This window comes from Flavobacterium eburneipallidum, from assembly GCF_027111355.2.
GTDB lineage: Bacteria > Bacteroidota > Bacteroidia > Flavobacteriales > Flavobacteriaceae > Flavobacterium > Flavobacterium eburneipallidum.
In genome coordinates, this window is the sequence record NZ_CP114291.2 from 735,575 (window position 1) to 753,436 (window position 17,862).

The 17,862-nt window shown below is 34.9% G+C and carries 19 protein-coding genes and 1 tRNA gene; 11 read left to right on the plus strand and 9 right to left on the minus strand.

The genetic code is table 11. From position 1 onward, the window contains the following. Positions 1 to 31 precede the first annotated feature (31 nt). The 3 genes from OZP15_RS03090 to OZP15_RS03100 all read left to right on the plus strand — a co-directional run bounded on the left by OZP15_RS03090 (position 32) and on the right by OZP15_RS03100 (position 1,707). The gene (locus OZP15_RS03090; protein WP_269227031.1) at positions 32 to 580 is read left to right on the plus strand and encodes a hypothetical protein; all 549 of its coding nucleotides are present in this window, start codon (positions 32 to 34) and stop codon (positions 578 to 580) included. 255 nt (positions 581 to 835) lie between these two features. Next, positions 836 to 1,141 (plus strand): hypothetical protein, encoded by a 306-nt coding sequence (locus tag OZP15_RS03095; protein ID WP_281336975.1) that lies wholly within the window; start codon positions 836 to 838, stop codon positions 1,139 to 1,141. Between the two features lie 119 nt (positions 1,142 to 1,260). Next, entirely contained in the window at positions 1,261 to 1,707 is a 447-nt protein-coding gene (locus tag OZP15_RS03100; RefSeq protein WP_269227033.1) for a hypothetical protein, read from the plus strand. Positions 1,708 to 1,836: 129 nt separating this feature from the next. Here OZP15_RS03100 and OZP15_RS03105 read toward each other — a convergent pair whose 3' ends face one another. Next, the gene (locus OZP15_RS03105; RefSeq protein WP_281336976.1) at positions 1,837 to 2,187 is read right to left on the minus strand and encodes a hypothetical protein; all 351 of its coding nucleotides are present in this window, start codon (positions 2,185 to 2,187) and stop codon (positions 1,837 to 1,839) included. A gap of 43 nt (positions 2,188 to 2,230) precedes the next feature. After that, complete coding sequence (locus OZP15_RS03110) at positions 2,231 to 3,205, minus strand: polyprenyl synthetase family protein (RefSeq protein WP_281336977.1); 975 nt, start codon at positions 3,203 to 3,205, stop codon at positions 2,231 to 2,233. A 218-nt stretch (positions 3,206 to 3,423) separates the two neighbouring features. Between OZP15_RS03110 and OZP15_RS03115 the strand changes: the two genes are divergently transcribed. Both OZP15_RS03115 and OZP15_RS03120 read left to right on the plus strand, forming a co-directional pair. After that, entirely contained in the window at positions 3,424 to 4,698 is a 1,275-nt protein-coding gene (locus OZP15_RS03115) for a Y-family DNA polymerase (protein ID WP_281336978.1), read from the plus strand. After that, positions 4,689 to 5,129, plus strand: a complete 441-nt coding sequence (locus OZP15_RS03120; RefSeq protein WP_269227034.1) for a LexA family protein — start codon at positions 4,689 to 4,691, stop codon at positions 5,127 to 5,129. The genes OZP15_RS03115 and OZP15_RS03120 overlap by 10 nt, the downstream gene beginning before the upstream one ends. A gap of 279 nt (positions 5,130 to 5,408) precedes the next feature. On the opposite strand, the gene OZP15_RS03125 is transcribed toward OZP15_RS03120, so the two are convergent. After that, positions 5,409 to 5,482: transfer RNA gene (locus OZP15_RS03125), tRNA-Ala, on the minus strand. Positions 5,483 to 5,585: 103 nt separating this feature from the next. On the opposite strand from OZP15_RS03125, the gene OZP15_RS03130 reads away from it, so the two are divergent. From OZP15_RS03130 to OZP15_RS03140, 3 genes are all read left to right on the plus strand, one after another. Continuing rightward, the gene (locus tag OZP15_RS03130; protein WP_269227036.1) at positions 5,586 to 6,350 is read left to right on the plus strand and encodes an enoyl-CoA hydratase/isomerase family protein; all 765 of its coding nucleotides are present in this window, start codon (positions 5,586 to 5,588) and stop codon (positions 6,348 to 6,350) included. Between the two features lie 120 nt (positions 6,351 to 6,470). Next, positions 6,471 to 6,923 carry a 6-pyruvoyl trahydropterin synthase family protein gene (locus OZP15_RS03135; RefSeq protein ID WP_281336979.1) on the plus strand — a complete coding sequence of 151 codons (453 nt, stop codon included), beginning with the start codon at positions 6,471 to 6,473 and terminating at the stop codon, positions 6,921 to 6,923. Positions 6,924 to 6,967: 44 nt separating this feature from the next. Beyond that, positions 6,968 to 7,717 (plus strand): UDP-2,3-diacylglucosamine diphosphatase, encoded by a 750-nt coding sequence (locus OZP15_RS03140; RefSeq protein WP_281336980.1) that lies wholly within the window; start codon positions 6,968 to 6,970, stop codon positions 7,715 to 7,717. 82 nt (positions 7,718 to 7,799) lie between these two features. Here the strand turns inward: OZP15_RS03140 and OZP15_RS03145 are convergent, their stop codons facing one another. Together OZP15_RS03145 and recJ are read right to left on the minus strand one after the other, a co-directional pair. Then, a complete protein-coding gene (locus OZP15_RS03145) occupies positions 7,800 to 9,074 on the minus strand; it encodes an MFS transporter (protein ID WP_281336981.1) in 1,275 nt (424 codons plus the stop codon). Between the two features lie 6 nt (positions 9,075 to 9,080). Continuing rightward, positions 9,081 to 10,769, minus strand: coding sequence for a single-stranded-DNA-specific exonuclease RecJ (gene recJ, locus OZP15_RS03150; protein ID WP_269227038.1), 1,689 nt, complete (start codon positions 10,767 to 10,769; stop codon positions 9,081 to 9,083). A gap of 226 nt (positions 10,770 to 10,995) precedes the next feature. Between recJ and OZP15_RS03155 the strand changes: the two genes are divergently transcribed. Further along, positions 10,996 to 11,478: a DUF6252 domain-containing protein gene (locus OZP15_RS03155; protein ID WP_281336982.1), complete on the plus strand. Its 483-nt coding sequence runs from the start codon at positions 10,996 to 10,998 to the stop codon at positions 11,476 to 11,478. Positions 11,479 to 11,622: 144 nt separating this feature from the next. Next, positions 11,623 to 11,976 carry an RNA-binding regulator gene (gene rbp, locus OZP15_RS03160; RefSeq protein ID WP_269227041.1) on the plus strand — a complete coding sequence of 118 codons (354 nt, stop codon included), beginning with the start codon at positions 11,623 to 11,625 and terminating at the stop codon, positions 11,974 to 11,976. Between the two features lie 76 nt (positions 11,977 to 12,052). On the opposite strand, the gene mtgA is transcribed toward rbp, so the two are convergent. Further along, a complete protein-coding gene (gene mtgA / locus OZP15_RS03165) occupies positions 12,053 to 12,793 on the minus strand; it encodes a monofunctional biosynthetic peptidoglycan transglycosylase (protein WP_281336983.1) in 741 nt (246 codons plus the stop codon). A gap of 126 nt (positions 12,794 to 12,919) precedes the next feature. On the opposite strand from mtgA, the gene OZP15_RS03170 reads away from it, so the two are divergent. Further along, positions 12,920 to 14,821, plus strand: a complete 1,902-nt coding sequence (locus OZP15_RS03170; RefSeq protein WP_281336984.1) for a S9 family peptidase — start codon at positions 12,920 to 12,922, stop codon at positions 14,819 to 14,821. 65 nt (positions 14,822 to 14,886) lie between these two features. On the opposite strand, the gene accC is transcribed toward OZP15_RS03170, so the two are convergent. The 3 genes from accC to OZP15_RS03185 form a co-directional block, all read right to left on the minus strand. Then, complete coding sequence (gene accC, locus OZP15_RS03175; RefSeq protein ID WP_281336985.1) at positions 14,887 to 16,239, minus strand: acetyl-CoA carboxylase biotin carboxylase subunit; 1,353 nt, start codon at positions 16,237 to 16,239, stop codon at positions 14,887 to 14,889. Between the two features lie 90 nt (positions 16,240 to 16,329). Beyond that, positions 16,330 to 16,809 carry an acetyl-CoA carboxylase biotin carboxyl carrier protein gene (gene accB, locus OZP15_RS03180; protein ID WP_269227042.1) on the minus strand — a complete coding sequence of 160 codons (480 nt, stop codon included), beginning with the start codon at positions 16,807 to 16,809 and terminating at the stop codon, positions 16,330 to 16,332. Positions 16,810 to 16,835: 26 nt separating this feature from the next. Continuing rightward, complete coding sequence (locus OZP15_RS03185; RefSeq protein ID WP_269227043.1) at positions 16,836 to 17,834, minus strand: beta-ketoacyl-ACP synthase III; 999 nt, start codon at positions 17,832 to 17,834, stop codon at positions 16,836 to 16,838. Between the last annotated feature and the right edge of the window lie 28 nt (positions 17,835 to 17,862).

Consider the following 17,862-nt stretch of genomic DNA (forward strand, 5'->3'; position numbering starts at 1 on the left):
ATACCGAATTTTGTTAAAACCCAAGCTAGTTATGAAAAATAATCCCTTCAAAACTGTTTCGAAATTGTTTTTGGTAGTCCTTACCTTATCCTTTTTTTACACTTCATTTGCGCAACAACAATCCATTCCGTCTCATCAACAAAATAATTTTTGGCAAAATGTACAATTTGGTGGCGGATTGGGATTGAGTATTGGATCTGGTTATACGGATATTTCAGTTTCTCCGAGTGCTATTTATAATATCAATTCTGTTGTTGCAGTTGGAACTTCTTTGCAATTTGGTTATGTTTCTGCCAGAAATAATTTTTCGTCCACCGTTTATGGCGCAAGCTTGATTGGTTTAATCAATCCAATACCTGAAATTCAGCTCTCGGCAGAGTTAGAAGAAGTCAATGTTAATTTGAAATACAAAAACAACAGTCCTTTTAATTCAGAGAATTTTTGGAATACCGCCTTATATCTTGGTGCGGGTTATCGAACTGGAAATGTAACTGTTGGGGTTCGTTATAATGTGCTTTTTGATGAAAATAAAAACTATTACAATGATGCCTTTATGCCGTTTGTGAGGGTTTATTTTTAATTTATTACCTTAAATAAATAGTATCTTTGTAATTATAAAAATCCAAAAAACGGAAGTCTTTAAAACTGAAAGATTCAGGCAAAAACCTTCTTAAGATTGTCAAAAAACTATTATATAATTACATTTGAAGAAAAAACTTTATCTTACACAGTTGACAGAAAACTTATAATGAGAAACAATACAGTCAAAAAAATTCATAAGATTTGGGAAAAGTAAGCTCGTTAGAGTAATATTCAAATTTTAATCAATTGAATTATGGAAGATATCAAAATAAAAAAAAATCTTGATCAAAACTTTACTAATGCTAGTTATGTTAACACATTAGATGATGTTATATCAATTTACAAATCTAAAATCATTCTTGAATTTCCTTGGATTAAAGAGATATTGGTTGAAGTATTTATAGATTTTCTTGCCTCATCGAGTAAATTTTGTGCTAATGAAAAGGATAAAAGTATACAAATATTAATGAAATTTAATAAAATTCCATCACTAGTAGAATTTGAAAAAATATTCAAAAATACTTTTGAAAGTGGAATAAATACCATTTATCTCAAATAGAAATTTTAAGTTTATATATAAAAAAAAATAGAAACATTTTTTACTTTCAGTTCAAATTAGTTAAAGTCACTGAAAACAAATTAATTGTGATTTAATAAATTTTAAACCATTCTAACAATATGAAAAAACTAATTATAATTATATTTTTTTTATTCGGACAAAATATTTATTCCCAATGTATACTTAATTTTCAAACTTTTATAAAATACACAAAATTAAGTAATGAAGAATTTGATACTTATGCACAGAAAAATGGTTGGTTTTACAACACGGAATTAGAAGCATATATGTGTGACAATGAAACTAAAAATAATTGCCGTGCTATACTCAATAGGGTGAAAAAAAGTGAGTATGACATTACTACATATACTTTCTTTGACAAAAGAATATATATTAGTTTTAAAGAAATGCTAGAATCACAAGGAAAACTATCCAATCAAACTGAAAATGACGGCACAAGAACTATAAACTATATATATAATAAAAATATTATTTCATTATTAATAACCACACAAAACGAAAATTACAAAATCACTAATATATATAAAATTATTACTAGTAGATAATAATCTTCAACACACAGTTTTCTATAACTAACGCAAAAGCAGCATATTCATAGAAAAGATAATTTTAATTTAAAACGACACCACGAAAACTTATAATTTGTAAAATTCATAATTCTAATTATGCTTTTTTTAATACTTATTCCTAAACCACACTTTTTGCCACTCTCTTTTTAAGATTAAAAAAGCAACATCTTCAGCCAGCATTACTAAATCAGAACCATCGAGTTTTTTTATTTGCTCTTCGGGAACATCTATAATATAAAGCAGATTCAAATATTCGGCAAATTTGTACTGAATCATTCGATAGATTTTTTCGTGCAATTGAATTTTTAATTCTTCGGGCGAAATACTCATTGGAAAATCAATGCCTTCATTGGCTAAATTAAAATCCTTATTGATTTGTTCAATCAATTTCAGATACAAAGATTCTTTTTGAGCTTCTTCGAATAAAAGATCAGTATTTATTGGAGTAATATACATTTTAGATGGCAGATTTTAGATGGCAGATTTCTGCTAAATATGCTTATTGCTTTCTTTCCATTAAGTTTTCGCCAAAAGTTTTTAGAATCACTTTCTTATCTTGTGAAATGCTCATTTTTTCTAAAGTTTCAAACGCTTTCAAAGTATAATCTTCAATGGCTTTTTGTGTGGCTTTTGAGCCTCCTGTAGTATTGAAAATTTCTTTTACAGCAGTAATTTTATCTGAATTATTGTCTTGCTTTGTAGAAAATAATTGGGTTAGTTGTTCTTTTTGGGTTGGGTTCGAAAACTCGATAGCTTTTAGATACAAATAGGTTTTTTTGTTTTCGATAATATCGCCACCTACTTGTTTTCCAAAAGTTTCTGGATCGCCAAAAGCGTCTAAATAATCATCCTGTAACTGAAAAGCTAAGCCTAAATTAAGTCCAAAATCGTAAATCAATCGGGAATTTTCTTTAGAGGTTTGAGCAATAATAGCTCCCATTTTCATTGCCGCAGCCACAAGAACGGCGGTTTTATATTCGATCATTTTCAAGTATTCAGGAATCGTAACATCGTTTCTGGTTTCAAAATCGACATCGTATTGTTGTCCTTCGCAAACTTCGAGAGCGGTTTTGCTAAATAATTTGGCTAGTTTTCGGAATATTTTAGGTTCGTAATTTTCAAAATATTGATACGCTAAAATCAACATCGCATCCCCAGAAAGAATACCAGTATTGATGTTCCATTTTTCGTGAACGGTTGCTTGTCCTCTTCGCAAAGGAGCGTCATCCATAATATCATCGTGAACTAAAGAAAAATTATGAAAAACCTCTACCGCCATGGCTGCAGGCAAGGCTTTTTTGTAATCTACCTCAAAAATATCGGCTGTCAGTAAGGTCAGAACGGGACGCATTCTTTTGCCACCCAATTGCAAAATGTAATCTATAGGTTGGTAGAGATTTTTAGGTTCTTTGTCAATTTTTTGATTTTCTAAATACTGTAGAAATTGTTCTTGATATTTGTGTATAGGAAGCATAAAATAATTTTCGGATTTGCAAAAGTTCAAAGATACTAATTCCATTCTGAATTATTGATCTCAAAAACCAATCGAAATGAAACCTAAAAATTAAGAAATGGTTAAAAAATGAAATAAGCTTAAAAATTCAAAACAGTAAAAGTTTTTCTTCTTCAAAAATTTATCAACAATCCCTAAAATTAACTTTTGCCTACAGCCTTATTCTGTAATTTTACAGGATGTATGCTTTAGTCGATTGTAACAATTTTTATGCTTCCTGCGAAAGGGTTTTTCAACCCCAATTCGTGGGTAAACCCGTTGCGATATTGTCTAACAACGACGGTTGTATAATTTCTAGAAGTAACGAAGCCAAAGCTGTTGGCGTTCCGATGGGTGCTCCCGCATTTCAAATCAAGGAATTGGTCAAAGAAAAAAACGTCAAATTATTTTCTTCCAATTATCCACTGTATGGCGATTTGAGCAATCGAGTAATGACGATTTTAAACCAATTTACACCCAATCTAGAAATCTACAGCATCGACGAAGCCTTCCTGAATTTTGACGGGTTGACTATTCCAGATTACCACGATTATGGTCTGCAGATGAAAAATCGTGTTCGAAAATGGGTTGGAATTCCTGTTTGCATTGGCTTTGCCGAAACCAAGGCTTTATCGAAAGTCGCCAACAAAATAGCCAAAAAATTTCAGGACAGGACAAAAGGTGTTTACGTTATCGACTCCGAAGAAAAACGTATCAAAGCCTTAAAGTGGACCAAGATTGAAGATGTTTGGGGTATTGGCTATCGAATGAATAAAAAGATGAAGCTGAAAAACATCAAAACGGCACTAGATTTTACTCAACCGCAACACGAAAACTGGATCAAGAGAGAAATGGGTGTTGTGGGAATGCGTTTGAAATATGAACTCGAAGGAAAATCGGTTTTGGACTTGGAACCCATTCCCGACCAAAAGAAAAGCATTGCCATCACTAGAAGTTTTCCCAAACAAATCTCGGATTTCGATTTGTTGCGGGAACGTGTAGTGACTTTTGCTTCGGTTTGTGCAGAGAAATTACGAAATCAAAAATCATGTTGCCATACGATAATTGTGCTATTGGTCATTGACAAACACAGCGTTCAAACCTCGAAATATTATTTCAATATGGCGGTTACTTTGCCTTTTGCGACCCATTCGACGCTGACTATTTCGAACACAGCCATCGACATTTTGAAAAAATTACATCAAGGAAATGAACATTTAAAATTCAAAAAAGCAGGCGTAATCGTCACCGAATTGATTGACGAAAATAAAAAACAACTGCAATTATTCGACGAAGAAAATCCAAAACATTTGGCTTTGATGCAAGCGATGGATAAACTGAATGCCAAAATAGGTAACAAAAAAGTAAAACTGGCAACTCAAAACCTGAACTTGACTTGGAATATGAATCAGGAGCATCTTTCGCCAAAATATACGACTAACTTTAACGATATTCTCGAAATACGATGTCAATAAAAAAAGACCAAAAGCTAACATTCTTCGTTCCTGATCTAGAAAGTGAACTCCAAATTCCTTTTATAAAAGAAGGTGTTTCAGCAGGATTTCCTTCGCCTGCGGCTGATTTTATGGAAAACGGTATCGACCTAAACAAAGAATTAAGCGAAAATCCTTTGGCGACTTTTTATATCAAAGTCAAAGGTAACTCTATGATTGATGCTGGTATCAACGACAAAGATGTTTTGGTTGTAGATAGAAGCCTGGAACCACAAAACAATAAAATCGCCATTTGCTTCATTGACGGCGAATTTACCGTAAAACGCATTCAACTCGAAAAAGACTGTTTGTGCCTAATGCCCGAAAATCCCAATTATCCTCCCATAAAAGTCACAGAAGAAAACCAATTAATCATTTGGGGAATTGTGACTTATGTGATAAAGAGGGTGTGAAAAGAAAATCAAGTTTAAAAGTTTAATTTCTTCATAAGCATTAGCTGTCAATAAAACTTTTGTTCTATGCTGTATAAACAAAAATTTTAACTTGTTCACTTTTACTTGGAAATAAGAGTTTGGCAGACAAAAAAGAATGTTTTAGAAGAAGTTTTTACAATGAAATTGGCATTAGCAAACACGACAATTGGAGAAAAGATAAAAAAGCACAAAGAGCAAAAGAAGAGTACTTAAATAAAATAAAAAGCCTTACATCTCTGTAAGGCTTGGTTTTACTAGTGGAGAATACCGGATTCGAACCGGTCACCTCTTGCCTGCCAGGCAAGCGCTCTAGCCAAATGAGCTAATCCCCCAATCTTGGCGCAAATATAACATTAAAATACAGCACAAAGCAAATTTCGAAAAAAAATATCCAACGTCCCCTAATATTTTTAACTTTACACAAATTCTGTGTTAATGACAACTAAAAACTCAAACGGTACACTACTCACAACTATCGAAAATCAAATCGCAACCCTCGAATTTGGACATCCTGCGAGCAATTCTTTTCCGAGAGATTTACTAGCTCGATTGACGAGAGAGCTCAACGATTTGAGCAATAATCCTGCTGTTTCAGTAATTATTTTAAAGAGTAGTGGTTCGGGTGCCTTTTGTGCCGGAGCTTCTTTTGATGAACTTTTAGCTGTTTCGAATCAAGAGGAAGCTACTCAATTTTTTTCTGGTTTTGCCAATGTTTTGAATGCGATGCGCAACTGTTCGAAAATCATCATCGGAAGAATTCACGGAAAAGCTGTTGGAGGAGGTGTTGGTATTGCGGCTGCTTGTGATTATGTTTTTGCAACCAATGAAAGCTCCATAAAATTATCAGAATTAGCCATCGGAATTGGTCCTTTTGTAATTGAACCTGCAGTAAGCCGTAAGATTGGAAAAACCGCCACAACTGAAATGACTTTGGACACCGAATGGAAAACAGCCACTTGGGCAAAAGAAAAAGGATTGTATGCTAAAGTATTAGAAACTGCAACTGAATTAGATCAGGAAATTATGGCTTTCGCCAATAAACTGTCGGTTTATAATCCCGAGGCTTTAACCGAAATTAAAAAAGTACTTTGGGAAGGCACTGAAAATTGGGGTACTTTATTATATGAAAGAGCTGAAATTTCAGGAAAATTAGTCCTTTCGGATTTTTCCAAAAAAGCATTAAACCAATTTAAGAAGTAAACACAAAAGATAGATTTCCACAAGCAAAAAATCTGTGGAAATCTTTTAAATCTGTGGCAAAATAAAATTGAAGCAAATGTCAAAGAAAGAGATTAAATTTGCATTCAAATAAAATACACAATGAGCAAAATAAGAATCACAAAACAATTTAGTTTCGAAACCGGTCACGCCCTGTATGGCTATGATGGAAAATGCAAAAACGTGCACGGTCATAGTTATAAATTGTCGGTAACGGTAATTGGTTCGCCTATTTTAGATCGTTCGAACGTGAAATTTGGAATGGTGATTGATTTTACAGATTTGAAAAAAATCGTGAAAGAAGAAATTGTAGATCAGTTCGATCACGCTACCGTTTTCAACGAAACTACGCCTCATATTGAATTGGCAAACGAATTAAAATCTCGCGGTCATCACGTAATTTTAGTCGATTACCAACCTACAAGCGAAAATATGGTGGTTGATTTTTCAAAAAGAATCATCAGCAGATTGCCTCAAGATATCAAACTTTTTTCCTTGAAATTACAGGAAACAGAATCTTCCTTCGCCGAATGGTTTGCGAGTGATAACCTTTAAGAAATTTCAATTTTTTAAATCCCAAATCTCAAAGTTTTTATAAAATGTCTCCCAACAAAAAAATTTATTTCGCTTCCGATCAGCATTTTGGCGCACCTACTCCTGAATTGAGTTTCCCTAGAGAACAAAAATTTGTGGCTTGGCTAGACGAAGTCAAAAAAGATGCAGAAGCTATTTTCTTGTTAGGCGATTTATTCGATTTTTGGTTCGAATACAAAACTGTTGTTCCTAAAGGTTTTGTTCGGGTTTTAGGCAAATTGGCTGAAATTCGCGACAGTGGTATTCCGATTTATTTCTTTGTGGGTAATCACGATTTATGGATGGAGGATTATTTCGAAAAAGAACTCAATATCCCCATTTATCGTGACAATCAGGAATATACTTTCAACGGAAAAACCTTCCTTCTTGGTCATGGCGACGGAAAAGGGCCTGGCGACAAAGGATACAAACGAATGAAAAAAGTATTTACACATCCTTTATCCAAATGGTTGTATCGTTGGTTGCATCCCGATATTGGTATGAAACTGGCACAATATCTTTCAGTGAAAAACAAACTAATTTCGGGTGATGAAGACGTGAAATTTCTTGGCGATGACAACGAATGGCTGATTTTGTATGCCAAAAGAAAACTAGAAACCAAACATTACAATTACCTTATTTTTGGGCACCGTCATTTACCCATGATTAAAACCGTAGGCGAAAATGCTGAATATGTGAATCTAGGCGATTGGATTAGCTATTTTACTTACGGTGTTTTTGATGGCGAGAATTTCGAATTGAAGAAGTTTGAATAAGTTTTTTACCACATAAGTCATATAAGTTTTTTATTTGATACAGAAGCAAGTTAAACTTATATGACTTATATGTTTCGTTTTATTATTTATGGTTTTCGTGTTCTTGCATGTCTTTTTGCAAATCCAATTTTCTGAATCCTGGCAATTTGATTCCTGTGAAAATCACCACCAAAAGTGTCATACTTCCACCAAAAACAACTGCGGAAGCTGCTCCCATGAACTTTGCAGTTAATCCACTTTCGAAAGCACCCAATTCATTAGAAGAACCCACAAATATGGAGTTCACAGCTGACACACGTCCTCGCATGTGATCGGGCGTTTTGAGTTGTAAAATCGTTTGACGAATTACTACAGAAATTCCATCGGTAACACCGCTCATAAACAGCGCCAAAACCGACAACCAAAACCAAGTAGAAAGTCCAAAAACAATAATACAAATACCAAAACCAAAAATAGCTGCCAATAATTTCATTCCCGCATTTTTATAAAAAGGCAAATGAGCCGAAACAAACATCGTTAACAAAGCACCCACTGCTGGTGCTGCACGCAAAATACCAAAACCTTCAGGGCCAACTTTCAAAATATCTTGAGCAAAAATAGGCAAAAGTGCTACTGCTCCACCAAAAAGAACTGCTACCATATCTAGCGTTAAAGCTCCTAAAATGGATTTATTGGTATAAACGAATTTCAAACCTTCCTTTAAACTTTCCATTATTGGCTCTCCAATTTTTGGGTTCAAAATAGGTTTGGTTTCTATTTGAGTTAAGACTAATAATGCTAAAATCGAACAAGCAAAAATGGAGCACATTGACCAATGAACTCCGATCCAAGTGATAGAAAATCCAGCCACAGCAGGCCCAATAACGGAGCCAATTTGCCAAACCGAACTACTCCAAGTAGCTGCGTTGGGATATACTTTTCTCGGAACCACTAATGACAACAAGGAGAATATTGTTGGCCCCAAAAACGCGCGAACCAATCCACCCAAAAAAACCAAGAAATAAATAGAATATAAAATAGTATCGGTGGATAAATCGCTGACCATTCGTGGCCAAGTCAATAAAAACAATCCAAAACTGATGATAGAAAATCCTAGAATACATTTAACAAGCATTCCTTTTTTCTCTTTTTGATCGACAATATGACCCGCAAACAGAGCCATTCCAACGGCTGGAATTACTTCCATTAATCCAATCATTCCTAACGAAAGGGCGCTTTTAGTCAAACTATACACTTCCCATTCGATGATGATAAATTGCATAGACCAGGCAAAAACCATAGCAAAACGCACCATCAAAAAAATATTAAATTCTCTAAAACGCAACGCTGCGTATGGATCTCTCACTTTCTCACTCATAATCTGCTACTTAATATCTTTCAATCGCAATTGAACGGAAGTTTTACCATTCCATTCGTTTTCATCTATACAATACGCCGCTTCAAACGGATTTTTATTTATTGTTACTTCTATTTTATTTCCTAATCCAAAGCCAATTGCAGCTATTCCTTCCGAATTATTTTGACGTACAAAAAGTCTTAAATGTTCTTCATCGGCTCCTAATTTTTGAGCATAACCAGTATCTATAACATTTTTGGTCAGGAAAACAGGTGTCATATTTTGAGGACCAAAAGGTTCGAATTGTTTTAAAAGGCGGATCAGTTTTGGGGTAATATCCGATAAATTAATTTCAGCATCAATGGTAATTTCTGGAATCAACATATCGGGATGAATGGTTCTTTCGACTTCTTTTTCGAAAGCATTTTTGAAAGCCAGATAATTTTCTTCCAACAAAGTCATTCCAGCCGCATACATGTGTCCGCCAAATTGCTCCAGATGTTCCGAACAGGCTTCCAAAGCATTATAGACGTCAAAACCTTTTACCGAACGTGCCGAAGCCGCATATTTATCACCACTTTTGGTAAAAACCAAGGTCGGACGATAATAGGTTTCTATCAATCTCGAAGCCACAATTCCAATCACGCCTTTGTGCCAGTCTTCTTGAAAAACCACTGATGTAAATCGTTTTTCTTCCTTATTTTCTATAATTTGATTCAGTGCTTCTTTGGTAATTTGTTTGTCTAACTCTTTGCGTTCCGAATTATAAGCTTCAATTTCGGATGCAAATTGTTGGGCTTGTTCAAAATCAAATTCAGTCAATAATTCCACAGCGTGATTCCCGTGTTTGATTCGTCCCGCTGCATTGATTCTCGGTGCGATGATAAATACTACATCGGTAATATCCAAGGTTTTCTTTTTAATTTGATGTGTCAAAGCTTTGAATCCTAGTCTCGGATTGGAGTTGATGACTTGCAAACCAAAATAAGCCAAAACCCGATTTTCTCCTGTCATCGGAACGATATCAGCAGCAATTGCTGTTGCCACCAAATCCAAATAGGAAGTCAAATCTTCTATAGTTTGGTTTCGGTTTTCGCCCAATGCCTGAATTAATTTGAAGCCAATTCCACAACCGCACAATTCATCATACGGATAACTACAATCGTCTCGTTTGGGATCTAAAATCGCCACCGCTTCGGGTAAAAATTCTCCTGGTCTGTGGTGGTCGCAAATGATGAAATCGATGTTTCTCTCTTTGGCGTAAGCGATATGATCGATAGATTTTATACCGCAATCCAAAGCAATAATCAGCGAAAAACCATTGTCGTCAGCAAAGTCAATTCCTTTAAAAGAAACCCCATAACCTTCGTCATAACGATCTGGAATATACGTAGCAACATTTGGATAATAGGTTTTTAAATACGATGAAACCAACGAAACGGCAGTAGTTCCGTCCACATCATAATCGCCAAAAACGAGAATATTTTCTCCGTTTTCAATCGCTGATTCAATACGTTTAACTGCTTTGTCCATATCTTTCATCAAATACGGATTATGTAAATCTGCCAATGTAGGACGGAAAAATTGTCGGGCTTGTTCGAAAGTTTCAACGCCACGCTGCACGAGCAGTGTTGCTATAGATTCCTCAATATTCAAAAGGGCTGCCAATTGTTTTACTTTTTCTTCAGAAGGTTTTGCTTTGATAGTCCAGCGCATAAATAATGTAGGAATTGAGAATTACGAATGATGATTTTGTGTGTTAAGACAAATTTAGTTTAAAATAGCCAAAAAATATAAAGCGGCAAGAAATTAACAACCGATTAGGTATTTGTTGTTTGTTTCATTCATTCCTTAAGAATGCTTTTTGTAAGCAAATATTTCAATCTAGTACTGTTTTTAAATCAAAAATAATCTATTTTTGTATGGATAAATTCTTTAAATCATGAAAAAAATAGTTGCCTATCTGTTATTGTTTTTTGCTTTTGTTTCTTGTGAAGATAACGTGAAATTTAACAATCCTACTTTTGAAGGACAGAAAGATAATGTGTTTTGGCGCGCTATTGATGCTAAAGTTATGCTACTCAGTGATGGTGGTTTGATGGTTGAAGGATATACTAGAAACGAAATAATTTCTTTGAAAACAGCCTCAATTACAGCTCAAACATATACTTTAGGAATAGATGACTCGAATAAGGTTACTTATACTTACAAAGATGCCAACGGAACAATAACTTATGAAACAGGAGATGGAATTGGAGAAGGAGAAATTGTGATAGAGGAGTATGATGCTGTAAACAAAACGGTTTCAGGAACTTTTAAATTCAATGCAGAGAACATTTACAACAATCCATTGGCTGGACCACTATTGAATTTTCAGTATGGTCGCTTTTATAAAATACCTGTAACAACTGAATTTATCAATTAGCAGAAACTTATAAAAATCTCTTGTAATCAAGGCTTTTGCGATTTAAACTTGAATATTCTTCATATATAAATCATAAATAAACTAATACATAGTAGATTAGAGAAAAATAAGACTACATTTGTCCTATATTATAAATAAGTACATATGAATATTTTTGTTGGAAGCCTTCCATTCAGTATTGAGGAAGCAGATTTAAGAGAGTCTTTCGAGGCTTATGGAGCAGTTGATTCTGTAAAAATTATTACTGATAAATTTACTGGAAGAAGTAAAGGATTCGGTTTTGTTGAAATGCCAAATGATGACGAAGCTCAAAAAGCAATCGATGAATTGAACGGAGCAACTGTTCAAGGACGTGCAATCGTTGTTAATAAATCTGAACCAAAACCAGAAGGCGAAAGAAGAAGTTTTAATAACAACCGTGGTGGAGATTCACGCGGAGGTTACGGAAACAACCGTGGTGGAGATAACCGTGGAGGTGGAGATAGAGGAAGATACTAATATTTTTTTCAATCATATAGAAAAAGCTGTCAATGAAAATTGACAGCTTTTTTGTTTGTACAAAGTTGTAGTACTATTAATAATCCAATTTGCCCATTTGTCTCATGATGCGAACAATTTTATCTTTTCTGCGATTGATGTAAGATGAGGAACTCGTTGCGGTATATTTTCTTGGATTGGGTAAAATGGCTGCAATTCCTGCGGCTTGCTTTTTAGTCAAACTCGAAGCATCTTTTCTGTACCAATGCTCACAAGCGGCTTGGGCACCATAAACACCATTTCCCATTTCGATACTGTTGAGATAGACTTCCATGATTCTTTCCTTGCCCCAAATCAATTCTATCAAAACCGTAAAATAAGCTTCTAATCCTTTGCGCAAATAACTTCTGCCTTGCCAGAGGAAAACATTTTTAGCGGTTTGTTGCGAAATGGTGCTTCCACCTTTTATTCTTCGTCCCCTCGAATTGTTCTTATAAGCCTTTTGCATGGCTACAAAATCAAAACCATTATGAGTAAGAAAAGTTCCGTCTTCACTCGCAATTACTGCTTTTTGCAAATTAACTGAAATGTTTTCTATCGGCTCCCAGTCGTGGCTAAAGTAATTCTCTTTTCCGTCTATTTTATTTTCTATAGCTCGAATCACCATCAATGGCGTAAATGGTACTGGAACAAATTTGAAAAATACCACTGAAAAAATGGACAATCCAAAAAACCATAACATCGTTTTAAGTAAAAAACGAGTCAGCTTGCTTTTGAAATTTCCTGAATCTTTTTTAGTTGAGGGTTTTGTTTTCTTTGGGGTAATTCTTGTTGCCATTCTATTTTTGCCGCTAATTTATATAAATATAAAAAAATATTTCCGTTTTCAAAATTAACCATAAAACAACAGTTCCTAAAACATTTAGAATTTGTATTTTTAAGAAATAATAAATTTCCAAGTTTTATGAAAAAAGTACTATATATAACATTGATAATGATAAATCTAAATGCAATGGCGCAGCGTGTAATGACTCCAGAACTGCTCTGGAAATTAGGAAGAATAACCACTTTAGGAATTACTAAAGACGAAAAAAGTATAATTTATAAAGTAGATTTTCCTTCTGTTGAAGAAAACAAATCGAATTCTAAGTTGTATGCTTTGCCTATAAATGGTGGAAAACCAACAGAAATAACAACAACCAAAGAAGTTCTGAAAGACAAAAACGTTTCTCCAGATGGAAAATATGTTGTGTATCATGAAGAAGTAAAAATAGACAAAGTGCATGGTAAAGATTTTTATCCAGAACTCGAAAAATCAAATGTTCAAGTGTATAACGGATTGGATTATCGCCATTGGGATAAGTGGAATGAAGGTAAATTTAATCATGTTTTTTACAAAGAGAGTACAGAGAATGGGGTAGGAGTCGACCTTTTGAGTGGTGAATCTTTTGATAGTCCACAAAAACCTTTTGGCGGAGACGAAGATTATATTTGGTCGCCAGACAGCAAAAGCATTTTATACGTTTGCAAGAAAAAATCAGGAACCGCTTATGCAACTAGCACCAATACCGATATTTATGAATATCATTTAGAAACCAAAAAAACAATTAACAGAACCGAGCCAAACTTGGGTTATGACACCAATCCAGTGTTTTCTCCAACAGGAAACTTGACATGGTTGCAAATGAAACGTGACGGAAATGAAGCTGACAAAAACGATATTATTGTTAGTTTCAAAGGAATGAATATCAATTTGACAGCGCATTGGGACGGAACGGTGGAAAATTTCAAATGGAGTAAAAACGGAGAAAAAGTCTATTTTGTAGCTCCTGTTGATGGAACATTACAGCTGTTTGAAGTTGATTTCCCTGGATTGACCAAAAAAATGCCACAAGTCATTCAAATCACCAATGGCAATTTTGATGTGGTAGATATTGTTGGTTTTTCGGGAGATTCTGTCATTGTGAATCGAACAGATATGAATCATGCGTCCGAGATTTTTAGCTATCATTTAAAAACAAAAAGCTGGAAGCAATTGTCGAATGTAAATACGGAAATATACAATTCATTGGCGTTAAGCAAAACCGAAAAAAGGTATGTAACTACCACTGACGGTAAAAAAATGTTGGTTTGGTTGATTCTTCCCCCTAATTTTGATGTTACTAAAAAATATCCAACATTACTTTATTGTCAAGGCGGTCCACAAGCTCCGTTGACTCAATTTTATTCTTTTCGTTGGAATTTTCAATTGATGGCAGCTCAAGGTTATGTTGTGGTTGCTCCCAATCGCCGTGGAATGCCAGGTCATGGTGTAGCATGGAACGAACAAATTAGCAAAGATTGGGGCGGACAAGTAATGGATGATTATCTTTCAGCGATTGACGATGTCGCTAAAGAAATTTACGTTGACAAAAACCGTTTGGGGTGCGTTGGAGCCAGTTTTGGAGGTTATTCTGCTTTTTATTTAGCAGGAATTCACAACAATCGTTTCAAAACTTTCATTGCACATGATGGCGTTTTCAATACTCAAAGTATGTACGGAACGACCGAAGAAGTTTTCTTTAGTCATTGGGAATCGGGTGGTGCTTATTGGGAGAAGGATAATGCGATTGCTCAAAAAATATTTACCCAATTTAATCCTGCTAATTTTGTTCAAAAATGGAATACGCCTATACTAATTATTCAAGGCGGAAATGATTTTAGAGTGCCGATTGGACAAGCCCAAGAAGCTTTTCAGGCCGCACAATTATTAGGTGTAAAAAGTAGATTCTTGTATTTTCCAGAAGAGAATCATTGGGTTTTAAAGCCTCAAAACGCTATCGTTTGGCAAAGAGAATTTTACAAATGGTTGAAAGAAACTTTGTAGTATTTCAATTGTTTTTGAACCAAAAAATCCCGTCAATTTGACGGGATTTTTTATATGACTAGAATCTAGTTTTTTTCAGGATCATTCATTTTAAAAGTATCCATAAAAGCGGTGGTATAATCTCCAGCGATATAACGCGGTTCATCCATCAACTGTCTGTGGAACGGAATGGTTGTTTTAATTCCTTCGATTACGAATTCATCTAAAGCTCTTCTCATTTTGCTAATAGCTTCTTCACGAGTTTGAGCCGTCGTGATTAATTTAGCAATCATAGAATCGTAATTTGGCGGAATCGTGTAACCAGAGTAAACGTGAGTGTCTAAACGAACTCCGTGACCACCTGGCATGTGAAGCGTAGTGATTTTTCCTGGCGAAGGTCTGAAATCATTATATGGATCTTCGGCATTGATACGACATTCGATAGCGTGTAATTGTGGTAAATAATTTTTACCTGAAATTGGCACACCAGCGGCAACTAGTATTTGCTCTCTAATCAAATCATAATCAACAACTTGTTCCGTTATTGGGTGCTCTACTTGGATACGAGTATTCATCTCCATGAAGTAGAAATTACGGTGTTTATCTACCAAAAATTCTACTGTTCCTGCACCTTCGTATTTAATGTATTCGGCTGCTTTTACTGCAGCTTCACCCATTTTTTGACGTAATTCCTCGGTCATAAATGGTGAAGGAGTTTCCTCTGTTAATTTTTGATGACGACGTTGAACTGAACAATCTCTTTCTGAAAGGTGACATGCTTTTCCATAAGAATCACCAACAATTTGAATTTCAATATGACGTGGTTCTTCAATCAGTTTCTCCATGTACATTCCGTCATTTCCAAAAGCAGCAGCCGATTCCTGACGAGCACCTTCCCAAGCTTTTAGTAAATCTTCTTCTTTCCAAACAGCACGCATTCCTTTTCCACCACCACCAGCAGTTGCTTTTAGCATTACAGGATAGCCCATTTCTTTGGCTAATTTTTCGGTTTGTTCAAAAGATTCTAATAATCCATCTGAACCAGGTACACACGGAACTCCAGCTTCTTTCATTGTTGCTTTGGCCGAAGCTTTGTCACCCATACGGTCAATCATTTCAGGCGCTGCTCCGATGAATTTGATGCCGTGTTCTTGACAGATTTTAGAAAATTTAGAATTTTCAGAAAGGAATCCGTATCCAGGGTGTATGGCATCTGCATTAGTAATTTCTGCAGCTGCAATAATATTTGACATTTTTAAATAAGACAAATTACTAGGAGGTGGACCAATGCAAACTGCTTCGTCTGCAAATTTTACGTGCAAACTTTCAGCATCGGCAGTAGAATAAACAGCTACTGTTTTGATGCCCATTTCTTTGCAGGTTCTGATGATGCGAAGAGCAATTTCTCCTCTATTGGCAATCAATATTTTTTTAAACATCTTTTTTTAAATTAAAAATTAAAAATTTTGAATTAAAAATTAAAAGATACTTCAAGCATTTTTAATTTTTAATTAATAATTTTTAATTGATTAAGAGGGATCTACTAAAAATAATGGTTGGTCGTATTCTACTGGTGACATATCATCCACTAAAATTTTAACGATTTTACCTGAAACTTCAGATTCGATTTCGTTGAATAATTTCATGGCTTCAATTACACAAAGTACATCTCCTTTAGCAATAGTGCTGCCTACTTCTACAAACATTGGTTTGTCTGGAGATGGTTTTCTATAAAAAGTTCCAATAATTGGAGATTTAACAGTAATGTAATTAGAATTCTCTACTGCTGGAGCAGCTGGTGTTGGAGCTACTGGAGCGATGGTTTGAGGAACTGCAACTGGCTGAATAGCTGGTTGAGCTGGAATTTGTTGGATATAAGTTGCTTCAGCTACATTTCCTTCCAAAGTGGTTCTAATGGTGATTTTAACATCGTCCATTTCTAATTTAACTTCAGCAACTCCTGAATTTGCTACAAATTTGATTAGATTTTGAATTTCTTTTAAATCCATGATTATTGTTTTTTTTGGTTTAAATTTTATTTTTTATCGTATGCCCATTTTAAGTAAATAGAACCCCATGTAAATCCTCCTCCGAAAGCGGCTAAAATGATGGTGTCGCCTTTTTTGAATAGGTTTTCAAAATCATTAAGTACTAATGGTAAGGTGGCAGAAGTTGTATTTCCGTACTTTTCTATATTCATTAAGACTTTAGAGTCTTCTAAATTCATTCGACTTGCGGTCGCATCAATAATGCGTTTGTTGGCTTGATGTGGAACTAACCAATCTACATCTGCATTGGTCAAATTATTTCTTTTCAAAATCATTTCACTAGCATCAGCCATATTAGTCACAGCATATTTGAAAACTGTTTTTCCGTCTTGTTTGATATTGTGTCTTCCTTCTTCAACCGTTTGGGTTGTTGCTGGATGTAAAGATCCACCAGCATCAATTTTAAGAAAATCACGACCAATGCTGTCTCCTCTTAAATATTCGTCTTGCAATCCTAATCCTTCATAATTAGGTTCGAATAAAGCGGCACCAGCTCCATCGCCAAAGATGATACAGGTAGTTCGGTCGGTATAATCTACTATAGATGACATTTTATCAGCTCCGATAAGTAGTATTTTTTTATATCTTCCGGATTGAATGTAAGCTGCTGCAGTGGACATTCCGAATAAAAAACTAGAGCAGGCTGCTTGCAAATCATAGGCAAAAGCATTTTTTGCACCGATTTCAGTTGCAACATGTACTCCTGAAGCTGCCACTGGCATATCTGGTGTTGCAGTTGCCATTATTACCATGTCAATTTCTAAAGGATCGATATTGGCTTTTGTTATCAAGTCTTGAGCGGCTTTTATGGCCATAAAAGAAGTTCCTTTTGTGTCATCTTTTAGAATTCTTCTTTCTTTTATTCCCGTACGAGAGGTTATCCATTCATCATTAGTATCTACTAATGTTTCGAGAATTTTATTTGTAAGCACGTAGTCTGGAACATAAGCTCCAACAGCAGTAATTGCGGCTGTAATTTTATTCATTATATTCAGTTATTTCTTGTCAAATGCT